We start from the raw sequence: 22,283 nt of genomic DNA on the forward strand, positions 1-22,283 counted from the left end.
CTGTAATGACTCTCTGTTTATTGAATAATAAAGGGGCGGCCAAGTAAACTAGGTCGCCCCTTTATTATTCCAGTCAGATACACCATATAGCCGCATTACATTCACTATTCACTATTCACTATTCACTATTCACTATTCACTATTGTCAAAATACTCTTCTATTGTTGATGCGGCAGAAGAAAAATCAAGTCGATCTATTTGTATTTGAAGTTCTGATAAAAGTGGATTGTATTTAGTTGAATCCACTCTATTCAGATCGTTAAATACGTTAATTGCCTTCATGTTGGACGCTTTTAAAAGAAGCTTAAGTTCTTTTAGATTAATTAAAAATTCACTTTCATTGATGCTATGTTTTTTGTTTGTGGGGGCTATCACTTCATTTTGCTTGATATACATTTCAATTTCTTCAATTGTAGTTTGATACACTAGATTTAGCTCATGTAGGTCCACGCTATGAATCAACAAAGCACCCGCTTTAACGTCAGCTTCAATTTTTTTCAGCTTGTCTACAAAACGATCTGTACCAACCGTTGATGCCATCCCCCTAAATGTATGAAGGAGTGAAGAGAACGCCTCACTATCATTAGCATCCAATGTATCCATAAGCTGAGCCCATAATGTGGGCGCTGTTTGCAAATACCCAGCAAGCGCTTTGTTATAAAGCCCTTCATTTCCGCCAAATCTTTTAAGACTCCCTTCGGTATTTAAGACAGGGTTTTCTACTATTGGGAGGTTCGATGTGCTTTCAATAGCCGTTAAATTGACTGGCGTCAAAAAGGCTTCCTGCTTGATCAAGGTATAAATTTGTTTGATAAGGTCATCTGCATCGAATGGTTTGCTAACGTGCGCATTCATGCCCGCCTCAAAAGCCTCTTTTTTATCGGAATCCAAAGCATTAGCGGTCATAGCAATGATAGGAATAGTGGGTAAATGATTGCCCTTACGAATTTCTTTGGTAGCCGTATAGCCATCCATTACAGGCATTTGAACGTCCATTAATATAATATCAAACCTTATCGAACTGCTTTCGTTTAAAAGTTTGATCGCCTCCAGGCCATTAGATGCAATCAGCACCATTGCCCCTTCTGCCTCAAGAATTTCTTTAGCCACCAATTGGTTAATGGCGTTATCTTCTACTAAAAGGATAGTTAACTCTTCTAATAACCTGTGTTTCGAGAAGAACTCTGGAGAGACAACCAGCTCGTTCGGCGTGCTCTCTAAATAACGATCTTCCAAAATCGATGCCGTTAGAGGCTTACTGAGAATAGAGTTGACCACTTTTTCTCCATTATGGGTATACTTTATATCTGTACTGCCTCCATAAGCGGTGACAACAAATATCTTCCCACTGAACACATTCTCTCCAAGCTCTTTTATTTTAAGAATGGTATCCCATCCACTCATTCCAGGCATTTTCCAATCCATTAAGATTAGATCAAATGGTTTATCTGAAGCCGCAAAATGTTCAATCATTGTCAGCGCCTCGACACCACTGGATGCTAACGCGGGTTGCCAACCAATGGTATCAATTACATGAGATATCGCTTCTAATGATTCTTCTCGATCATCCACTACTAGAACGTTTACATTCTTACTCGTTTTCTTGTAGGATTTTGTTAGGTGACTGTCAGCATAAGGCACTTTAATAAAGAAAGTTGTACCAACATTCACTTCACTATCACAAGATATACTCCCCCCCATAAGCTTAAGTAACTTTTGCGTAATAACGAGTCCTAGTCCTGTTCCACCATACTCCCTCACGATAGACGCTTCTGCTTGTGAGAAGGGTTCGAATATCTTTTCTTGTTTCTCTTTTGGAATCCCTATTCCAGTATCAGAGACAAGGATAGTTAAACAGTTTAAATCGTTAATGTCCGCCATCAGCTTGACACTAACGACTCCAGAGTGAGTAAACTTAATGGAATTACCGACCAGGTTGACGATGATTTGCTGAAGCCTAAGCGAATCAAGTGTGACATAGGATGGCAGTTTTGGATCAAGGTCAATGACCAGCTCTACGTCTTTGTCTTTGATATTGGGAGACAAAACAGTCATCACATTTTCAACCAAATCGGATAAACAGAATGGGTGCGGGTCGATTTCAAGTTTGCCGGCTTCTACTTTAGAAAAATCAAGAATATCATTGAGAATGTGCAGTAACGATTTTGCAGCCGAACTAGATTTACTCACATAATCAAGCTGTTTTGATGTTAATTCAGTCCTGCGGAGTAATTCTAGTAAACCAATAATAGCGCTCATCGGTGTTCTTATTTCATGACTCATATTCGCTACAAATTCAGACTTCATTTGATTGGCTTGATCCGAGACTTCTTTTGCGGTTTTTAAAGCCTGTTCGTATCTCATTTGGTCGCTAATGTCTTTGTTAACACCGACCATAGTAATGGAGGTGTCAATTAGATTTGTCTCAACGGTTGCCGTTGCCTGTATGGTTTTTCGTATGCCTTTTTGCGTCATTATATCAAATATAAGATCTGTGCCATTGCCTTCTTCGGCAAATCGCTTGAAGTGCTCTACCGCTCGCTCACGATCCTCATCAACCACCATACTAACCCACTGTTCAAATTCAATGTTGGCTCCTAGTTCAACATCATAGATGTCAAACATAATCGGGTTCCAAGTGATGCTATTTGTTGATGTATTCCAACTCCATATTCCAATGTCCGCGACTTCAGATGCTTTGGTAAGCTGATCCTTTAATACTTCAAGCTTATTTTTATGATTAATGATTTCTGTGATATTGGTTGCCATTCCAAGATAGCCATTAATTTCTCCATTAGCGTCATGCAAGGAGGTAACAGACAAATACACAGGTATTTTACTGCCTGACTTTGCGACATAAGTCCATTCATGTTCGTTTTTTAGCCCTCTAAATGATTTCGCAATAAACACATCAAAGCCAGGTTTGATGTCTTCTTTTAGCTCTTTAGTAAGATCAACGGAACGCTGTATCACTTCCGATTCCAGATGAAATAATTGTGGCGTCTCTTTACCAACTACCTCACTGGAAGAGTACCCTAAATACATTTCAGCAGCGGGGTTAAAAAGGGTGATAACGCCATGAATATCGGTAGCAATAACAATATGTGCGGCATTGTTTAAAATAGCCGTTTGAAGACCATAAGATTCTTGAAGCTCTAGCGTTCTTTCTGCGACTTGCTGCTCTAGCGTGTGGTTGAGTTCTTCAAGTTCGTCCGCTACCTGTTTTTTCTCTGTGATGTCTCGAATGATTTTAGAAACACCAATGATTTTTCCAGATTCATTTTTGATTGGTGAGGCCGATACAGAGACATGTATTAACCTATCGTTTTTTGCCTTTCGAACACTTTCAAAAGCCTTAACCTGCCCACCAAGTCGCAGCGTTTGCCTTATGTTTATTTCTTCTTGAACATTATCACTCGTATGAACAATATCTTTAATAGATTGACCAAGTACATCCTTTTTAGAAAAGCCAAACATTTGACCGGCACTCGGGTTCCAATCGGTAATTTTTCCATCCATCGTGATAGCGATAATGGCGTCTTGACTGCCTTCAACAATCGAACTGTTTCTTGCCTTTTCTAAAACCAGCTCAGTTTGGCTTTTTATACTTTTTCTGTATAAGGTGAAAAGTATTAAAAATATGGCCACACTAATAATAAAGATAAAAAAAGCATAAAAAGTATTCGTAATGGCGTTTAACCAAATAGTATTTTTTGATTCTATAATCCTTATGGTTACAGAATTTTTACCTTTCATTAATGGCAAGCTAACCAGTCCAGAGATTGACTCTTTTGGAGACACTAAAAGTGAGGTATTACTCTTTGAGGTATTACTCTTTGAGCTGTTGTTGATATAGTCATTCCAATTGATTCCATCGCCCAACTCAAAATCAAAAGCCACTGTGGAATCTGGATGATATAAGAATTGTTCATTGTCATTTAAGACAAACATATTCATTGTCTTTGGTAAATCAGCCACTAAATCTTCAAATAGAGGCGTTATTGATTTGTTAATAATAATAAAACCAAACAAATCACTTGTATCTGTGTATACCTTAACGGCTAATCGTATTGTTGGGTTATGGGGAATTTGTATCTTTCCAAGCTCTCTATTGAGTGTAATATCTGAAACAAAAATTCCGTCTACTTCGGCTGATATAATGTCTTTAAAGTAGTCTCTGTCACCTTTTTTTTGCAATACAGGCTCAGGGGTAATACGTGCTCCTGAAACCGTTCTATCAACACGAACTAATTCTCTGCCCCCATTCTCAAGACCGATGTATCGGACTTGGTATATGTCATCATGAGAAAGTACATAGCTTTTAAAAATTTCACCTAATCTGGATTTCCAGACGTGTAATGAACTTTGGTCTAAAGGATCAATTCCATCATTTTTGTGCGCCCTAATAATACCTTGTACAGGTGGGACCGATTGCATGAATGTAAGATCGCTCGAAACCTCATTAAGCTTTGTAGACAACATCTGAGCGTTGGACTGCGCTCGGGTTTGTAATGAGCTGATCGCTTCTTGCTCTAAACGCTTATAGTTGGTCTGGTAGGTAATATATGTAATGGCAGATAACAATAAAACGATGCCCAAAATAGTAACCTGCCAGTGGTATTTAAACTTCATAATCACCCACTTTCCCTAACGATATGACGACTTTAAGTTAAACATAAGTTAGTCTAAACTTGACATTTAAACAAATGAATAACAATTATAGTTTATAATCAGATTGCTGTCGCAGAATAGCATTACTAAACAACGAATTGTAGAAACCCACTATTATTGATTATAGTGGGTTGACAGGCATCGCCAACCATACCGTGACGCCACACTAAATTTATTGCTTTAAAGGACAAAACAGGATGTTTAATTCAAATCATCGTGCATTACCCTCTATTCTTCTTATAGACGATGTCCCTTCCAATTTACAAGTCCTCTACGATGCTGTGGAAGGGTTTGGAGACATCTATTTTGCGACGGATGGACAAAGTGCAATCAAAAAAGCAATTGAGTGCATACCAGACGTCATTTTGTTGGATATTGAATTGCCAGATATGAATGGCTATGAAGTGCTCCACCAACTGAGACAAATACCAGAACTGCAAGAATCGTCGGTCATATTTGTCACTGGCCACAGTGATAATGTACATGAACTAAGAGCGCTTGAATCTGGTGGCGTCGATTTTATACAAAAACCTATCGATATCTCGATTACCAGAGCGAGAGTTGAAACACAGTTAACACTAAAAAAACAAAAAGATAAAATTGCTAAATCGGCAGAAGATTTATCACTACTGGTTAATGCCTTGCCTGCTTTCATCGCTTATTGGGATAAAGATGACAAAAATGTTTTTTGTAATGATATAGAGGGTCGTTGGTTTGGAATCTCTGCTTCAGAAATGCTTGATCTTGGACTTACAGATGTGATGCCTGACAATGTTCATGATGATATCCAGGCCAACATTAATAGAGCCTTCCAAGGAGAAAAAATAAATATAGATGTTAGCTTATCTTCTATTCAATCATCTAGTACCTTTGGTCAATTATCGATTATACCTCGCTCAGGAATGGACAGGGATCTGGGCTTTTTAATGCTTATAACCGACATAACATCAAGAAAAATGGCTGAACAGGCGCTACATGATGAAAAAGAGCGCATTCGAGTTACCCTCAATTCAATTGGTGATGCTGTTATTGCGACGGATATAAATGGTTTTGTGACTTTTTTGAATCCCATTGCAGAAAGCATGACAGGGTATTCATTAGAGCACGCCAGAGGTAAAGAGATCGAAACGATTATGCCTTTGATTGATTTGGAATCTGGAATGACGCTTAAAAACCCAATAAGAATCGCTTTAGAAGAAGAACGCATTGTTGGAATGGCATTAAATTGTGTTTTACAACACTCACAAGGAATAGGCGTTGAAGTCGAAGATTCCGCCGCCCCAATACGTGATCATAAAGGCGACATAACGGGCGCCATTATTGTCTTCCATGACGTTAGTGAAGCAAGAGCAATGGCCATAAAAATGACGCATCTTGCTCAACATGATGCTTTGACAAACTTACCTAATCGATTGCTTTTGAGCGATCGTGCGCAACAGGCTATAAAGCAAGTTGAGGGGTCAACGAAAAAAGCCGCTTTAATGATCTTTGATATTGATAATTTTAAAAGCATCAATGAGCTTTTAGGGCATGAGGGTGGTGATCGTTTGTTGCAGCAAATTGCAAATCACCTGCAGACCATTTTAAAACCGGATGAGACCCTATTTCGACAAGGAGGCAATACATTTATTTTGTTGCTCTCAAACTTAGACAGTACGATTCAAATAATGCGCTGTATTAGCAAACTGCAAAAAGCATTTAATAACAATTGGAGAGTCAAGGAAAATGACTTCACACTTACCATTAGCGCTGGAATTTCAATTTACTCAGAAGACAGTTTTAATATCGACGAACTTTATCGTCATGCTGATACCGCATTGTTTACCGCGAAACAGTCCGGAAAAAATAAAATTCTTTTTTACAGTCAAGAGTTTGAGAAAAAGCTTCTGCTAGAGCAAGAATTGGAAAAATCATTAAAAAATCCGAGTTCTGATAGTCATTTTGAGGTTTTCTACCAACCTAAATTGAACGTATACACGAATAAAATTGTGGGTGCCGAAGCACTCGTAAGATGGAGAAATGCTAAAGGCGATCTCGTTTTCCCAAACGATTTTATCCCGTTGGCAGAAGAAACAGGACTGATCATTCCATTGGGAGAGAAGGTTCTTTTTCAAGCATGTAAACAAGCCGCGCTATGGTATCAAGAGGGTTTTAAAATACAAATTGCGGTGAATGTATCTTTAGTTCAATTTGAGGATCAAGATTTTTTAAGTACCGTAAAACACGTTTTACATGAGACAAAGCTTAAACCAGAATTACTCGAGTTAGAGCTAACAGAAAGCGTTCTTGCCAAAGATGTTGGTCATGCTAGATCACTTATTAGCAATATCAAGAAGCTTGGCGTTGCCATTGCGCTTGATGATTTTGGAACAGGTTATTCCAGTTTATCTTATCTTAAAGACTTCAAAATAGATGTTTTAAAAATAGACCAAAGCTTTATTCGAGATATGTTCAAAAGTGCGTCAAATAAAGTCATTATAGCGGCCATCATACAAATGGCAAAAGGCTTACAACTTAAGTTAATTGCAGAAGGCGTCGAAACGAAAGAACACTCTGAACAATTAGCCGAAATGGGCTGCGAGATTATGCAAGGCTATTTATACAGTAAGCCAATCCCAGTGCAAGATTTCAATGCGCTTTTGGCGCTTAAAAATAATGAAGAAATAGCGCCTCTTTCAGTTTGACGCATTATTCCTATTCTTAAAAGTGGCACTTTATAGTAAATATTCTTTTATTTTTATTAAGTAACAATATTATGCCTTGGGGAACGATAAGAGTTCTATGCGCCTTAAACGACGTCTAAAACTAACCATATTCTATAAACACCCACTAACAATGCATGCCTCGCGCCAAAATAAACTTTTAGACAATTTATCCTTTAATGAGCACTTCTTTTCAAACTACGGCCTCTTGGCTCATCTCCTTCCTGCAAAACAATGTCGGAATGAAGAAATGCGGCCGCTTCGGCTGAGTCTTTTACTTTGATCGAACTGCGTTCTAACATGTCGAACTCAAATTCGGTTAAGACACTTTGTCTTACACCAAGATCACGCCACGGCGAAAAAGCGTTACACTCTTTAGATATTCCACGAGCCAAAGCCAAAGCATCCAATAGAGCTTGATTCGCTCCTTGTCCTTTAAAAGGACTCATCGGATGGGCCGCATCACCAATCAAGGTTACTTGCGCGCCTTTTTGTAGCCGCTCGGCCGTTAGCAATTCTCTATCATAAACCGGGTAACCAGAAATTTGAGCGTCCGAAGTAGCAGACAATATTTGAGGGATAGGATCATGCCACTGAGTTCGGCGACACGCTTCCTCTTTGAGCGCTTTAACACCTTGAGCACTTAAGTATTTTGCGTCTTCTTCTGCCATAGGAAAACTCAGTTGCCACATTACAGAATTCGCATCAAAAGGCATAATATAAATTCTTTCATTGCCATTGGCCGTTTGAAAGACGGTCGCTGAATCAAGTAATTCACTTTTAACATGGTCTAGAGCCGCTAAAGGACAAATTCCTAAGATGACAATGCACCCCAAGTAACGCAGAGGCGTCTCTTCTTCTCCAATTAACAGTCTACGAACCGAGCTACGAATGCCATCGGCCCCAACAAGAATATCGGCTCGGGCCTGCTTTTCCACACCATTAACCAGAAAACTAAGGCCGACGCCTTTAGATTCGCCTTCCGTAAAGTTCACTAATTGATGATTCCATTGAACAAGATCATCTCCGCCCAGTTGTTCTAATAAGGCCAAACGTAATGACTGACGAGCGATGTGAACATTCGTTCGTTTAGGTGTCGTTCTACTATCAGACGGAACCCACTTCCTAATCCCCCACTCACCGATCACCCTACCTTCTGTTGTATGCACCACATGCCTTGTTGATATCACACCATCATCGAGAGAGAAAATCCCTAACCCTTCAATGGCTTTACTCGCTTGCTGCAACGTCAGTCCGTATCCCTGGGAACGAGCGTCGAAGCCACTGTCTCGCTCATAAAGAGTAAAAGGAATGCCTCGATGCCGACAGGCTACAGCCAAAGCAACACCACCTATCCCACCACCAACAATAGCAACATGAGGATAGTTTTCTTTATCCGCCTGAGGAGCGCTATCTGACACAAGCAATCCGGAACCGGCACAATTAGGACACGAGTCAAGATGCCCTTTCGGTCGAACTGGGGCGACCCCTTCTCCCTTTGATTTTTCAAATGCCTCTAATTCTCTTTGATAATTAAGCCGAGCCTTTTTACGAATTCGTTTGCTTTTTTTCCCCCTTCCTTGGCATTGCAGACACACAGTCCAGCTGGTTGCTTTATTGTTCAACTTGTTAGGTTCCTATCTACTTTACGAGATCATTACTGCTTTTTATAAAAGAAAAGCAAATGCGGTATTTAGAGCGGTATATCTTAGCGAGATTAAAAATTCAATCATAATAAAAAATGGCCACTTTATAAAAATGGCCATTACGCAATTAAAAATCAAAAATTTACAGAGTATTTATTCCGTACGGAATCGAGCCACCATAGAATGCAGCTCTTTACTCAACTGATCCTGTTTCTGACAAAGTTCTGCCACATCACCCGATATGCTCGAAACACGATGCGCGGATTCACTAATGGCACTGATATTATCGTTCACACCTTCCGTTACCGCACGCTGCTCTTCTGCTGATGCAGCCGTTTGCATTGTCATATCACGCATCTGCTTCACAACGTCTTCTATTTGCTCAAATGAATCCAGAGCTTGATCTGATAGTGAAATCGCACTCTCAGACTCCGCTAAACTGGTTACCATAGAATCTGAAGCCTGATTCGTTTTATTCGCTAACAATCCCAAAATACGACTGATTTGTTCAGTTGATTCCTGCGTTCGCCCTGCTAACGTCCGTACTTCATCTGCAACAACAGCAAACCCTCTGCCTTGCTCCCCTGCGCGAGCCGCTTCTATGGCCGCATTCAACGCCAATAAGTTAGTTTGTTCCGCAATACCCTGAATAGTCGATAGTATTTGATTAATATTACTGGTTTCTTGTTGCAGTTCAGTAATAATCTGATTCGACGCCTTCAGACGCACACCTAAACGGTTTACCCCTTCTGCACTGTCCTTAAGCAAGGATTTACCCGCTATCGTCGTTTTCAATCCTTTCTCAGAAAATTCTGCTGAGTTAGCACAACTTTCGGCCGCTTCATTAGAAGCAATCAACATTTGTTGTCCTGCTTCGGCAATCAATTCAATCGATTGCAACTGAGTGGTTGAGGATTGAGCCACTTCACTCGCTTTCAATGACGTTTCCGCCGCGATCTGATCAATATGAGAGCTAGACTGTTTTATACCGAGAATCAATTTGCAGGTAGACTCAATAAACTGATTAAACCAATTCGACAAGGTCCCAGTTTCATCATTGGTATTGATATCAATTTTAGAGGTCAGGTCACCCTCACCTTCTGCTAAAGTACGTAAATGACTCGAAACCGATTCGATTGGGGTAATCAAACTTTTCGCCATTAAGAAAGCCACAAGACCAAATACAATTAACAGTAATACACACACAATGGCGGTGGTTTGAACCAACTCTACTGTACTTGAGTAAATCTCGGAAGCAGGCATTAATCCAACAAACTTCCATTTCAAGTTTGGAGAGGTATACACGTTCGCATAATAAGACTCGCCATCAAGGTCAAAACCAAGGATACCCTCAGTCGTATTCGCAATCTGTTGATACGCGTCACTTGTTACTTCAGCTATTTTTTTGAAGTTATTTTCAGGGTAAAGCGCATCCACCAAGATTGTACCGGTATTTTCGATGACCATAATGCTGCCAGAGGTGCCTAACTTAGTTTTATTTGCCATTTCAGTCAGGGTTTTAATAGACACATCAACCGCAACAACACCATTGACAATATTACCTTTTTTATAGGTTCTTACGGCTGAGACATAAACAGCATCATCAGGTTCCCAATAATAGGCATCACGCAAGGTCACCTTTCCCGGCGTTTCCATAGCCCTTGAATACCAACCTCGTTTTTTAGGATGCCATTCAGCGTATTCATACGTCCCTGGCCACTCTAAATAGCCGTCACCCTCATCTCCCATATAGACATAAACAAAATTTGGATTGTTCTTTCCTATGTCTTCAAATAGGTTAAATGCGCTTTCTTCCCAACCGCCATTTTTCTTAGCAACTAAGCTAGGTGCTTTGCCTTTTGCTTCAAAATAAGTGGTTAATGGCGTCGCATCCGTCGTGGTAACGGCCTCACTGTCGCCAATAAAACCCACTACATACTTAATATCATTGATAAATTGATCAAATGATTTTTCGACAGCGCCTAAAGTTTGTCCACTATTTTGAGAGAAACTGTTAAGCGCTTGGTCAGATGCCATAAAGGCGGTGATTGAACTAACAATCAAGACAGGAAGTAACGTAGCAATAGAAAAGGCAAGAAGTAATTTTGTTTTAATTCTCATAGAGTTTTATCCAAAAAGTTAATAAATAACCATGACAGTAATTTTTTAAATAAAAACGAGAATCAATAGTACCAATAAGATTCATTTGACATTGAGTCATATTTTGTCTTTTGATACATTAATATAAATCGTTTGAGTTTTGCCTCTCCTTGGGTTTATTTAGTTAATAAAATACTGTCTATGGCAAGTATAATCTATAAATCAAAAAAAAACGTACTTGAAAATATTTAAATTCATCGAATTAAACATTACTTATGATTCAAGAGTGGTTTCCATTAATACACACTGTGTATTTCGTTTTCTTGTCTGTTAGGTAGGCACTCTAATTGGTCTATATTCTTCTCTTGTTGATTACATCAAGTCCAAAGAAAGAAATAGTCGAGTTGTATTTGAGTTGATCGAAGGCGAGCGATGAACCAGCCCCCCGCCAGTATTATTTGGCCAGCCCTCTCCTTTTAACAAAGCAACATCACCACAATTCACTTGTTGAATCATTGCTTTTTCTTGAATCAAACCTGATGACTCATCCGCGACACCTTTGCTTGCATGACCCAACTTGCTACGCTCTACACTTGCGTGTTCTAACCATTGGGTTGCGGGGCCATTATAGGTGGTTACCAAACGACAAGTCACATTATCAACATGAAATCGAGGGCATGTAGCAGAATGTGATGTAGCCAGTCGTAACCCCACTTTCTTCGTATCAAATAAACAGCAGAATATATCCACTAATTCTGCAATGTCCTCAATCAAACTGATGTGATTTGCCGTAGTAGGTAATCTAGATAACAATATCTTCTCAGCACCTTCAGGCGTAACCACCTCCATAATATTAAGGGATTTCCCCGACTCAATTAACGACTGAATAGAAGAACCAATCTCAGTTGATAATAACCGTTGCCAAACAAATAGGTTGACGTTTTCCTGATAAATAGCCGTCATATCCGCAAGGTCGTTAGAATAAACGGGGGAACGATCTAAGTCCGCAAACGCAATGGCCGTATTCATGCAAGCCCCACTGTATTCCGCAAACACAACTTTGGACATTTATTATTAACAACAAAGAAAAGAAGCGTTTTCCTGATCTTAACTGGTTCGAGTACGACACAAATGGAAAGCTTAATAATTAAAGACATCATAACACCCTCAAAAAAGATATGTTATAATATAACACACAAATACAAAAGATAAAGACGATTCACAACGATTTATATGTCAATCTAATATAGAAATAGCAGGCTATGTAATAACGGAAAAGTTCAAACCTTATGAAACTTTCCGTTACCATTATTTGAATATTAGACATTATTTGAGCTCTTCGTCCTTGTTTCAACAAAACAATTTAGCTCAGCAATAGAACGAACGACATACACAGACTTGTTTTCTGATATACCCTCTACATATTGTAAGAAATTGTCATTCCAAAACTTTGGACACAGTTTTAACACTTTATAACTTTCTAAAGAGCCTTTTAAAACTGAACTTCCGTCCGGCCAACCTTCTGGTTTAACAAACATTCCTTTAAGAAGTCTTTTCGTTACCAACCAATAACTCAAAGCATAAGGTAAATCTATATAAACTAATGTATCCGCGGCTTCGAGTCGTTTATTAAAAGAACCCATTGGGCCGAAACCATCTATTATCCACCTTTCAAAAGAAAGTATGTTTGAATGCTCGTTATCAAATACTTTCCGGTCAACCAAATCACCGTTTTTTTTATAGAGAATTGAGTCAAGTTGATACAATGGTATCCCTGTCGCTATTGACAACTGTTTGCTTAAAGTCGATTTGCCACTACCAGGTTTACCAAAAACCGCTATTTTTTTCATACTACCTCCTTTGATTAAGATTCACCCATGAGGCAGAAAGAAAAAACCCGCCTCTTGGGCGGGCTTGACAATTTTAGACGCATCAAAACCCCACCATCCCTAAGGAATGATGATAATTCGATCTATTTTCTGAGAAAATATTATATTCATAAATTTATATTTATAGATGATCTAAATATTGTCAACAATAAAGTATGGCCAATTGACATCAAAAAAACAATGAATTAACCTTGATATTAATTCAGCTCAAAAAGGATTTATTTAGTTGAATTAAAAATCACTTTCCATTTAAGAATCATAAAAAAACTGAGCGCTTAGCGGCTCGAACTCAAGGGCATTCAAGAGTGAATAGCCTTACACCTGTAAGATAAAATATTAAGGATAATTAACTATGTCACGTCTTTATAAAAACTCAATTGCTCTAAGTTATACTTCAATTAGACATATCGCTTTTGGCGGTGGCGGTGGCGGTAGTACACATGGGAAAAATGGATCTCATAATGTTTATAGTAACAATACTAGTAATATGACCCATAGCTATGGATGGAGGTCAGACCGAACGAGATTAGATAACAACGCTAATGATGAATGCATTGATGATGCTGTGAAATCAGGTATAACAGCAGGCATAATATCTAAGAGACCAGATATTGGCTTAGCAACAGGTGCTGTTGATTATGTGACCTGTCGCGTAATGGATTAGTCGTTAGGCCAAGAGGTGTTGCTATTTCCTAGCAACACCTCTTGAACTGAACAATAACTCTCTTGGTTTTAAATAATGAATATACAAGAAATCATAATGGAATATTATTACATACCACCTATTTTAATGATGTGGATTCTAAAAAATAAGAACGATCACTACAAAACGCTATTTTCTATTACTTATTCTATATTGTTTTATAGTTACTCTGATAACATCAAATTAACACTGCTTATATTTATCTTTTCTTTTTCTGTCGTTTTTGAATTTAAATTCAAAAACGTCTATTACTATTTTAAAAGACATTTCACCTAACTGTATTAAAGAAAAAATACACAGCAAACGCATCAACGGATGCCATGCCCTAAGTTCAGGATTAAACTAAAGGGTAATAAGGTGTATCAAACAAACAGACCTGCTGACTTCTGACCCTTGGTCTAACGTATTCCTCATCCTTGAGTTTTGTTTTTCGAGTGTAGACTGTGATCAGAGAGACGTCATTAATTCGCTGTCTTAGACTGCCGTTATCCAGTTATAACCATAACGTCTTATCTCTATAAAGGTAGAGAGTGAGTGCTGTTATTGGCTCTTTCTATAGAGATAAATAAGCGTATTTAATCACTATTAAACGCGGCTTTTCCGATAGCATTCAAATCATCCCATTGAAAGCGCCCCTGCCAATCGGCTTCATAATGCTCTTCAGGAAAGTCATCTGGTGAGCGTCCGAGCTTAAAATATTCAGCACACTGCCTGGCATAACGACGATTTTTTTCACAAGAGGGTGTTGCGGGAATATACATTACATTCCCCCAACCTTGTTGATTTTCAACTGGATCCACTCCGTGGATCATATCACAATGCCACCAAACCGAATCGCCCGCTTGCAAATCTGGAATCAACGCTTTCGCTCGCAACAAAAGGCTATGCCATTTTTTATCAATAGGCAGCACTTTACGTGGAGACACACCACATAAACTCTCCTCCGGTACATCATCAAGTAACGGTCGAATCAACAGATAGGCCATAGCGCTTGGCACAGGCACTGTAAACAACACACCTTGGTCTTGTTTAATATCACTCAGTGCCGTCCAACCTTGGAAAGTACGAAATGCCGAGCACTTGGTGGTCCCACTTTCGTACTCATTTACTTCAGGTCGATATGCCGCGTCCCAAGGATCATAAAGATCAAAATCGCCATTCAGAAGGTGCCGAAATACTTTCTGGTAAGCCGGTAATAACCAACGTTCTAAGGCACCAGAATCCGTGTGTGGGCCCAGTCCATTCGATGTGGTCCCTGGTGGGCGACGACGAACTCTATCCGGATAAATGCAGTTTACTTTTGGATCAAACCACACTTTACCTGCTGATTCTGCTTTCCAAAATCCATTTAAAAAGACTTGAACCTGCTGCATGCGTTTACTTTGGTTTGCTTCCATCTGCGGTTTTGACCAGTAAATAGGAAAAATCTCCGGACGTGACGCAGACAGTGTGCTAAAGAAGTCATCTCCAGGCCCTCGATACTGATTGTCAAAATCGTTGTCTTCGATATAACTTACTAAATCTTGATCCCACTGCGTTGCCATTTCTTCAGAAAAATGCTGACGAACAACTAAGCAGCCACGTTTTTTGATCCGTGATAAGACCTCAAGGCTTACTGAATTTGTCTCAATACTCTTATAGTCCACTTCAGGCCAAGGGTTCATGCCTGCTTTTAACTCGGCTTCGATAGTATCAATCTCCATTTCTAGGTGAGCAATAATGCGATCCATTAACCCAGAAACATCACCAATACTTTGTTTCCAATAATTTTTTGTAGCGAGAACAGCCTCAACAACATCTTCGGGGAGTGTATTTTTTATTTGTGAATTGGACATCATGACCCTCTTAAGCATTAAAATTAAATAAGTAAGGTTTCCTAACTTGTTTTTCCAGAGTAATCTTGAGTGCCGTTTTTGTAAAGTCATTTTGGCATAATAAACGCATTTACGACCCGTTTAGGTTAAGGGAATTTAAAGTGAAACCAGCTCAATCTCATAAACCCAGTAGTCTGGCGGCCGCAACTGAACGCGCCTTTTTCCAATGCTTAAGAAAGCATGGAACACTTTCTAGAGCCAATATTGCTCAATTAACGGGGATCTCTAAACCAACAACTTCCGAAGCCGCACAAAGGTTGTTGGTTAAAAATGTCATTGTAAGATCGTCAACTCCCGACACCAGCTCAAAACGACCTGCGATTTTATACAAGATAAATCCATTTTTTGGATGCACACTCGCTATCGCATTAGAAGAACGCTCTAGTCAGCTGCAATTACAAGATTTTCAAGGTGAGGTACTTATCAGAAAAGAGCTTAACTATTCAAATAGTCGCTCAAAACCTGAATTTTTAGCTGATTTATACCATTCAATCGATACCATCAAAGCGCAATTTGATCACCCTCTTCGGTCAATAGGCTTATCCATTGCCGCACCTATCCATCCAAAAAGCGGAACAGTAATTGATTTACCCCACCCCCCTTTCCCATTAGCACAAGGCATTAACCTTTATGAGATGTTGCAACGGCATTACCAATGCGATGTTGCCATAGACAATGATGTAAATTGGGCAACATTGGCCGAAAATCACGACCGCAATTTAAATGATTTTATGTATGTCTACCTCGGGCGAGGCATCGGCAGCGGCTTATTTTTTGAGCATAAACTCATTCGTGGAGCAAACGGTCTAGCAGGAGAGATTGGCTATCTTAAAAATGAGGCGGGGAAAACCCTATTGGAAAGCGATTACAATCATGCTTTTTATCAACGGGCTATAACCAATCAAATTAACACGCAAGATCCTGCTTTGGCCGCCATTCACCATGCTCTTAGCACCCTCTGTCAACTAACGGATCCTCACACGATCGTGCTTGGTGGCCCTCTATCTGCCATACCTGAAATAACAAAATCAACCCAAGAGCATTTTAGTCAAGAGCGACCTAATTGCCAGGTTACCCAAAGTCATTACAGCCACTTAGGGCCTCTGATCGGCGCCGCTCAAGGCGCTCACCAGTTATCACTCTCTAGACTGAATTTAATTGATGATAACTCAGACTCTTTCGACATGGGGTTCTCGTCTTTCAAAAACGAGTAGCAAATGATTACTCATCACCGCATAAGCTCGAATATCGATAGAGAAGATCTGAGCATCACCATCGATAACCAAAGGCATTCCATCTATGTTCTGTATTATTTTGTTATATTATTTAACGTCAAATACAACACTCTTCGCGACACATTTCCTACCCTCTATTGTTAGATTAACCGTAGCCTCTTTATTCATGTACGCAGGCCCTTTCATGTGTGAAGCAAGAGGCGGGTCTATCGTTAGCGTCTTGTCACAACGTTCAAATAGACTTTTTTGGGTGATATTCCCTGCGTTTAACTTAAACATAATCATGCGAGAAGAATACAAACGAGCCACAAGGACGTTTATCGTACCTTCAAATTGATAGGCGTTATATTCAGCTATTTTGTTCTGCCTTGCTTGTTCTAGCTCTTTTTTACTTGCCAGTACCTCAACGTCAGTAAATTTGCACCATCTGGCAGAGCCGCCAGTACTTGTGAGTTTAACTAGTTGACCATTTAATAACTTTAGCTTCGAACCTGCATGCTGCTCAAAAAACACCTTGGCCTCATTGATTGAAAAATGCTTATCAAGAAAATACCCCCTGCAGTTTGCTGTCCCCGCGTCTTCCTTTTCAAGAAAATTCAATTGAATAGGTAAAGGGCGTTTCACATCAAAAACACCTAAACTCAGAGGGCGATCGACTTTAAATTGGTAACTCTGCTCCGCAACAAACTCAGGAGCAGACCATGTTTTTTCATCCTTTAGCACCCCTTGAATATCCCCGATGCTCTCTCTAGTAAGAGTGGATGTGGCACCACCTGCAAAGGTAGAAAAACTGAGAAGAGCTGACACAAACAATAACATCATCTTAAACATTTATTACTCCATATAAATTAGTCATAGATTACATTAAACTACCTTCCACAGGTTAAAAGTTTAACCCTGTAGCGGCATAACAAGGCTGTAAAATCATTCATTCTCAGCCCATTGAATTAATATAAACCCACAATATTTTAACTAGATCCAGGTTTCAATAAGTGATTTTATGTTCAACAGCAGATTGATGTTATTGAACCGTAGGTGATGTCGCCGTCATGATGAACACTCTAGGTAACAATGCAGCCCAACAACGAGCTAACGATATTAATGATGTCATCGCGACACCAGAATGTTCGGAGCTCAACATAGTTTTTGAGGAATCTGCAAACTTTACTCGAACAGAAGGCAACGATATAATTGCTGACTGCAGGTATCATATTTGATGCAGTAATCGCCAATAATGATGAAATCACCATTCGAGCAATGAAAGCAGGCGATCTCGATGCGACAGCTCAAGGTAAAGAAGCAATGCAAACTCGGCTTAAGCTGATGAAAGGTGAAGAGGTCGATTAAAAAGTGTGGATTCCTTTTGAACTCGTCACGTCAAGCACTATGTACGAGTACATCAAGCTTAGCTAGTTTTCGATTTGTTCGCTTCCTCGAACACACATTGGCTTCGCGCGTCAAAAAAAAAGTGCGGTTTTTTATTTTTACTAAGCCTTTCTCCACTTATTAATTCTATCTTTCCACTTACTACCTATAACTAAAGAGCAATAAAATGAGCGAAATATGGAATGGATTCACTCTTTATCAACCTCGAAGCATCGGCTAAGGTTATGTTGGTTGTGAAACGCTTGCTCAGAATGCGATCATTTTTGATCACTGATAATAAAAACATTAACCAAGTCAACGCCATCAGCTGATGGACAACACAGAGGCCTATAATGAAAAAAACAACAATTACGTTACTAGCAGCACTATCCCTTTCTTCCACTTTAAGCTTTGCCGCTTACCCAAATAAAGATGTCCAAGGCATCATTCAATGGGGTGCAGGTGGTTCCACTGACACGGTTATGCGTTCGATCTCTCCTCATGTTGAGAAAGAACTAGGCACAGACCTCATTCTAACGAACAAAACTGGCGGCGTTGGTGCGATAGCAACGAAATACGTAAACGCAAAAAAAGCCGACGGTTACACCCTTCTAATGGGCGCTGAAAACCCTCAGATGTACAAAATTTTGGGACTTTCAGACATCGATTACAGCGACATGATCGCTATCAACGTATTGGCACGTGGTACACCAATCATCGTGGCAAACAACGACGCGCCTTTTAACACTATGTCTGAGTTAATTGAATACACAAAAGCGCATCCAGGCGAAGTGAAATTTGGTTCGACTGGTGCAGGTGGTCTAACGTCTATTGTGACAGCCATGCTGGATTCCCAGGTGAAACTGGATTACATAAGTATTCCATACAATGGTGATGGCCCAGCATTAACAGCATTACAAGGTGGCGCTATTGATGTAATGCCTGCCGTATTAGGCGCAACAATCGAGCAAATCAAAGCTGGCCGAATGAAAGCCATCAGCTTGGTTGATGTTGAGTCTAACAAGTTACTGCCAAACCTTGCACCAATCACCGACACATTGCCAGGCATGAAATCTTACCTACCATGGGGGCCTTTCTTTGGCATATTCGCCAAAAAAGGAACGCCTGATGACGCCGTTGAAAAATTGCAAGCGGCATTCCAAAAAGCCGCTTACAACAAAGACTTCATCGATCTAATGCAAAAACGCGGTTTCACTATAATGAATATTTCGGGCGAAGAAGCGGATTACTTCCTAGAAGCTTACCGCTCAACGTCATCATGGTTAGTACACGACGCAGGCTTTAGTAAGTTTTCCCCTGAAGAGTTTGGTATCCGTAAACCATAAGAATACCGTTCTTCACTTTATCTAGACGCGCCTTACTTTACGGTGAGCGCGTCACATTTTTTGTTTTATCTGGAGTTTTAATGTCCAGTCAGTCCCCTTTAATAAAAACCAGAAAGCCAGGCGAACTCTTATTTTGTTTTCTGCTTGTGATGGGCAGTACCTACCTATTTTGGCAAGCCTATAATATTTCTGGTCTCAGCTCGTTAAGTTCTCCTGGTGCTTTCCCACTTGCTGCGGCCGCTGTCATGGTATTGGCGTCTTGTGTGGCTTTTTTGAATACCTTGAAGTCACCAGCAGCCGAAGGCGTTAGGTTCGTTTATCACTGTTTCCCTCCTGTCATCGCTATCATCATGGCCTTAATATTGGTCTACTCCATTGTGCTCGACAGCTTAGGGTTCATTCTTTCCAGTTTTGCCTTTCTGTTCATCTCTATCCAATTTTTGTATCGACGTAGCGTTCTCACGACACTCACCATTACACTGCTGTCACTGATTGTCGTTTACATTGTGTTCCGTCTCGTGTTTCAGGTTGTCTTGCCAGAAGGCATCGTTCCCGAGCGTGAAATTCTGTCCGTTATAGAATCTTTGTGGAGATAGCCATTTTATGGATGCTTTAAATTATTTCGCCATGTCTTGGCTGTCACCTGAACTGCTGGGGCTAACGGCTCTTGGTACTTTTTTAGGTATTTATGTTGGCGCTATTCCCGGCTTATCGGTCACTATGGCCGTGTCTATTCTTATTTCGTTTACCTTTTCTTGGGACGTCAATTACGCGTTGTGCTTAATGGTCGGCGTCTATATGGGCGGCGTTTATGGTGGGTCTCGTACTGCCATTCTCCTCAACATCCCGGGGGCACCTTCTGCGATTGCCACGGCATTGGATGGGTATCCGTTGGCGAAAAAAGGCTTAGCCGGTGAAGCAATTGGATTGTCTACCGTGATGTCTGTTGTCGGCGGTTTTGTTGGTATTATTGTGCTTGCGCTTTCTGCACCAACGATCAGCGAGTTTGCCATCACCTTTCAACCACGTGATTACATGATGTTAGGTGTGTTAGGCATTATGCTGGTAGGGTCTTTATCTGGCAGCAGTCTAGCAAGAGGCGTTTTTGCTGGAGCATTAGGTCTGTTGATCGGCACGGTGGGTTTGGACCCTATGACAGCCGAGGAGCGCTTTACTTATGGCGTGGTTGAGCTGTGGGACGGTATCAATCCGGTTGCCGTCATGATCGGTATGTTTGGTATTTCAGAGGCCTTACATCAGTTACACAACATGAATAAAGCCGTGGTGAAACAGAAGATATCTCGCATCATTCCCAAATGGTCTGACGTGAAAAAATACATGCCGTTGAGCCTGCAAACGTCTTTTATTGGCGTCATCGTGGGGGCATTACCGGGCACAGGTGGTGACATTGCTTCACTGATGGCGTATGACCACGCAAAACGTGTCACCAAGAACCCAAAAGTGCCTTTTGGGGAAGGAGCAAAAGAAGGCTTAATTGCGCCAGAAGCAGCCAACAACGCCGCGGTGGGTGGCGCTTATATTCCAATGCTTACGCTGGGTATTCCGGGCGACGCGGTAACCGCGGTCTTCATTGGTGCTTTGTTTATTCATGGCTTAAACCCTGGACCTTTATTGCTGGTTGAACAACCCCATATGTTCTGGTTTACCGTTGGCAACCTAACACTGGCCAACATTTTCGTACTCATTTTTGGCCTAACAGGCATCAAGCTGTTTTCTAAAATTGTGGAGTGTCCAAAAGGGATATTGATTCCGCTTATTTTCCTATTGTCTATTGTGGGGGCTTATGCAATCAATAATTCCGTCACAGACATTTGGTGGATGCTGGCATTTGGGGTGTTTGGCTATTTCATGCGTCTTTACGCCTTCCCTGTTGGCCCTGTAATTTTAGGGGTTATTTTGAGTTCACTAACAGATGAAAACTGGCGACGTGCTATTTTGTCTGAACGTGGCAGCGTAGGTGATTTGTTTATCAATTTATTCCACAGCCCTCTTTCCACTGTTCTCTTTAGTGTGATTGTGCTGATCCTGTTTACTCAGTCTCCAATTTGGACGAAATGGCTAAGAGACAAAATTTTCCACCCTTCTCATTAATCCAGAACAATCTTGCCATGGACGGCATGACCGCTTCCCTTTCTTTTTAAGAACTCTCCACACGCCTGAACGCCCCACCATTCTAAATTCGCCATCATTTTTCCCATTACCCGCAAAAATGTCTCAAAATGAGGCAAACACACTCATAAATATTGGGCTTTCCAGCTGTCCGTAACAATACGAAGCCGAAGTGTGGATGCTAAAATGCGAGTTAAAACGAACGTCGTGGGTAATGGGTCTTTTATCACATACATCCAACATGGCCAAACGGGGCTAGAGAAGTAATTTTAGACTCAGCAAAAAACAGCTATTAGGCTGATTTTCTGCCGCAGATTTGACGTCCAGAATGGTACTACGAGCCACCAAGTCACCTGCAGAAGAGCGTGGATTATTTGATGATACAATAACAGATTAAGCCCTTTTAAACGGTATGCTCAAGCACCCCATCTTAATGAATCGCTCCATAATTTTCTCGCCAAACGGCGTTAAACTCTGTAGACCAAGTGAGTATGTGCTCAATTTACTCGATCAATGGCGAAAAGACCCCTATTACAAAGAAGAGGGTGCAGTGGTTATAGATGAACACGAAAATAGAGCGTTATAAATAAAAAAGCCGGAGGAAGTTGCCTTCCTCCGGCAT

Annotated in this window: 14 protein-coding genes; 7 read left to right on the forward strand and 7 right to left on the reverse strand. The window is 40.4% G+C overall.

The features are described 5' to 3' along the window. Window positions 1-132: 132 nt before the first annotated feature. Entirely contained in the window at window positions 133-4,632 is a 4,500-nt protein-coding gene (locus tag IEZ33_RS16745) for a PAS domain S-box protein (RefSeq protein WP_191601151.1), read from the reverse strand. Window positions 4,633-4,868: 236 nt separating this feature from the next. Here IEZ33_RS16745 and IEZ33_RS16750 point away from each other — a divergent pair, with 236 nt between their 5' ends. Further along, the gene (locus tag IEZ33_RS16750; RefSeq protein ID WP_191601152.1) at window positions 4,869-7,355 is read left to right on the forward strand and encodes an EAL domain-containing protein; all 2,487 of its coding nucleotides are present in this window, start codon (window positions 4,869-4,871) and stop codon (window positions 7,353-7,355) included. A 194-nt stretch (window positions 7,356-7,549) separates the two neighbouring features. Here IEZ33_RS16750 and IEZ33_RS16755 read toward each other — a convergent pair whose 3' ends face one another. The 4 genes from IEZ33_RS16755 to IEZ33_RS16770 all read right to left on the reverse strand — a co-directional run bounded on the left by IEZ33_RS16755 (window position 7,550) and on the right by IEZ33_RS16770 (window position 12,969). Next, entirely contained in the window at window positions 7,550-8,998 is a 1,449-nt protein-coding gene (locus IEZ33_RS16755; RefSeq protein WP_191601153.1) for an FAD-dependent oxidoreductase, read from the reverse strand. Window positions 8,999-9,172: 174 nt separating this feature from the next. Beyond that, window positions 9,173-11,140 (reverse strand): methyl-accepting chemotaxis protein, encoded by a 1,968-nt coding sequence (locus tag IEZ33_RS16760; RefSeq protein ID WP_191601154.1) that lies wholly within the window; start codon window positions 11,138-11,140, stop codon window positions 9,173-9,175. Between the two features lie 351 nt (window positions 11,141-11,491). Beyond that, on the reverse strand, window positions 11,492-12,148 hold the full coding sequence (locus IEZ33_RS16765; protein ID WP_191601155.1) for a DUF1826 domain-containing protein: 657 nt from the start codon (window positions 12,146-12,148) through the stop codon (window positions 11,492-11,494). A gap of 290 nt (window positions 12,149-12,438) precedes the next feature. Beyond that, window positions 12,439-12,969 (reverse strand): P-loop NTPase family protein, encoded by a 531-nt coding sequence (locus IEZ33_RS16770; RefSeq protein WP_191601156.1) that lies wholly within the window; start codon window positions 12,967-12,969, stop codon window positions 12,439-12,441. A gap of 391 nt (window positions 12,970-13,360) precedes the next feature. On the opposite strand from IEZ33_RS16770, the gene IEZ33_RS16775 reads away from it, so the two are divergent. Continuing rightward, entirely contained in the window at window positions 13,361-13,672 is a 312-nt protein-coding gene (locus IEZ33_RS16775) for a hypothetical protein (protein WP_191601157.1), read from the forward strand. A 614-nt stretch (window positions 13,673-14,286) separates the two neighbouring features. Here the strand turns inward: IEZ33_RS16775 and IEZ33_RS16780 are convergent. Further along, window positions 14,287-15,549, reverse strand: a complete 1,263-nt coding sequence (locus IEZ33_RS16780) for a YbiU family protein (protein ID WP_206696873.1) — start codon at window positions 15,547-15,549, stop codon at window positions 14,287-14,289. 137 nt (window positions 15,550-15,686) lie between these two features. Here IEZ33_RS16780 and IEZ33_RS16785 point away from each other — a divergent pair, with 137 nt between their 5' ends. Beyond that, on the forward strand, window positions 15,687-16,799 hold the full coding sequence (locus tag IEZ33_RS16785; RefSeq protein WP_191601158.1) for an ROK family transcriptional regulator: 1,113 nt from the start codon (window positions 15,687-15,689) through the stop codon (window positions 16,797-16,799). A 108-nt stretch (window positions 16,800-16,907) separates the two neighbouring features. On the opposite strand, the gene IEZ33_RS16790 is transcribed toward IEZ33_RS16785, so the two are convergent. After that, a complete protein-coding gene (locus IEZ33_RS16790) occupies window positions 16,908-17,651 on the reverse strand; it encodes a hypothetical protein (protein ID WP_191601159.1) in 744 nt (247 codons plus the stop codon). A gap of 360 nt (window positions 17,652-18,011) precedes the next feature. Between IEZ33_RS16790 and IEZ33_RS16795 the strand changes: the two genes are divergently transcribed. The 4 genes from IEZ33_RS16795 to IEZ33_RS16810 all read left to right on the forward strand — a co-directional run bounded on the left by IEZ33_RS16795 (window position 18,012) and on the right by IEZ33_RS16810 (window position 21,643). After that, entirely contained in the window at window positions 18,012-18,167 is a 156-nt protein-coding gene (locus IEZ33_RS16795) for a hypothetical protein (RefSeq protein WP_191601160.1), read from the forward strand. A gap of 371 nt (window positions 18,168-18,538) precedes the next feature. Continuing rightward, window positions 18,539-19,531 carry a tripartite tricarboxylate transporter substrate binding protein gene (locus IEZ33_RS16800; protein ID WP_191601161.1) on the forward strand — a complete coding sequence of 331 codons (993 nt, stop codon included), beginning with the start codon at window positions 18,539-18,541 and terminating at the stop codon, window positions 19,529-19,531. Between the two features lie 80 nt (window positions 19,532-19,611). Beyond that, window positions 19,612-20,127, forward strand: a complete 516-nt coding sequence (locus tag IEZ33_RS16805; protein WP_191601162.1) for a tripartite tricarboxylate transporter TctB family protein — start codon at window positions 19,612-19,614, stop codon at window positions 20,125-20,127. Window positions 20,128-20,134: 7 nt separating this feature from the next. Next, entirely contained in the window at window positions 20,135-21,643 is a 1,509-nt protein-coding gene (locus tag IEZ33_RS16810) for a tripartite tricarboxylate transporter permease (RefSeq protein ID WP_191601163.1), read from the forward strand. The last annotated feature ends 640 nt before the right edge of the window (window positions 21,644-22,283 follow it).

This window comes from Marinomonas algicola (assembly GCF_014805825.1).
GTDB lineage: Bacteria > Pseudomonadota > Gammaproteobacteria > Pseudomonadales > Marinomonadaceae > Marinomonas > Marinomonas algicola.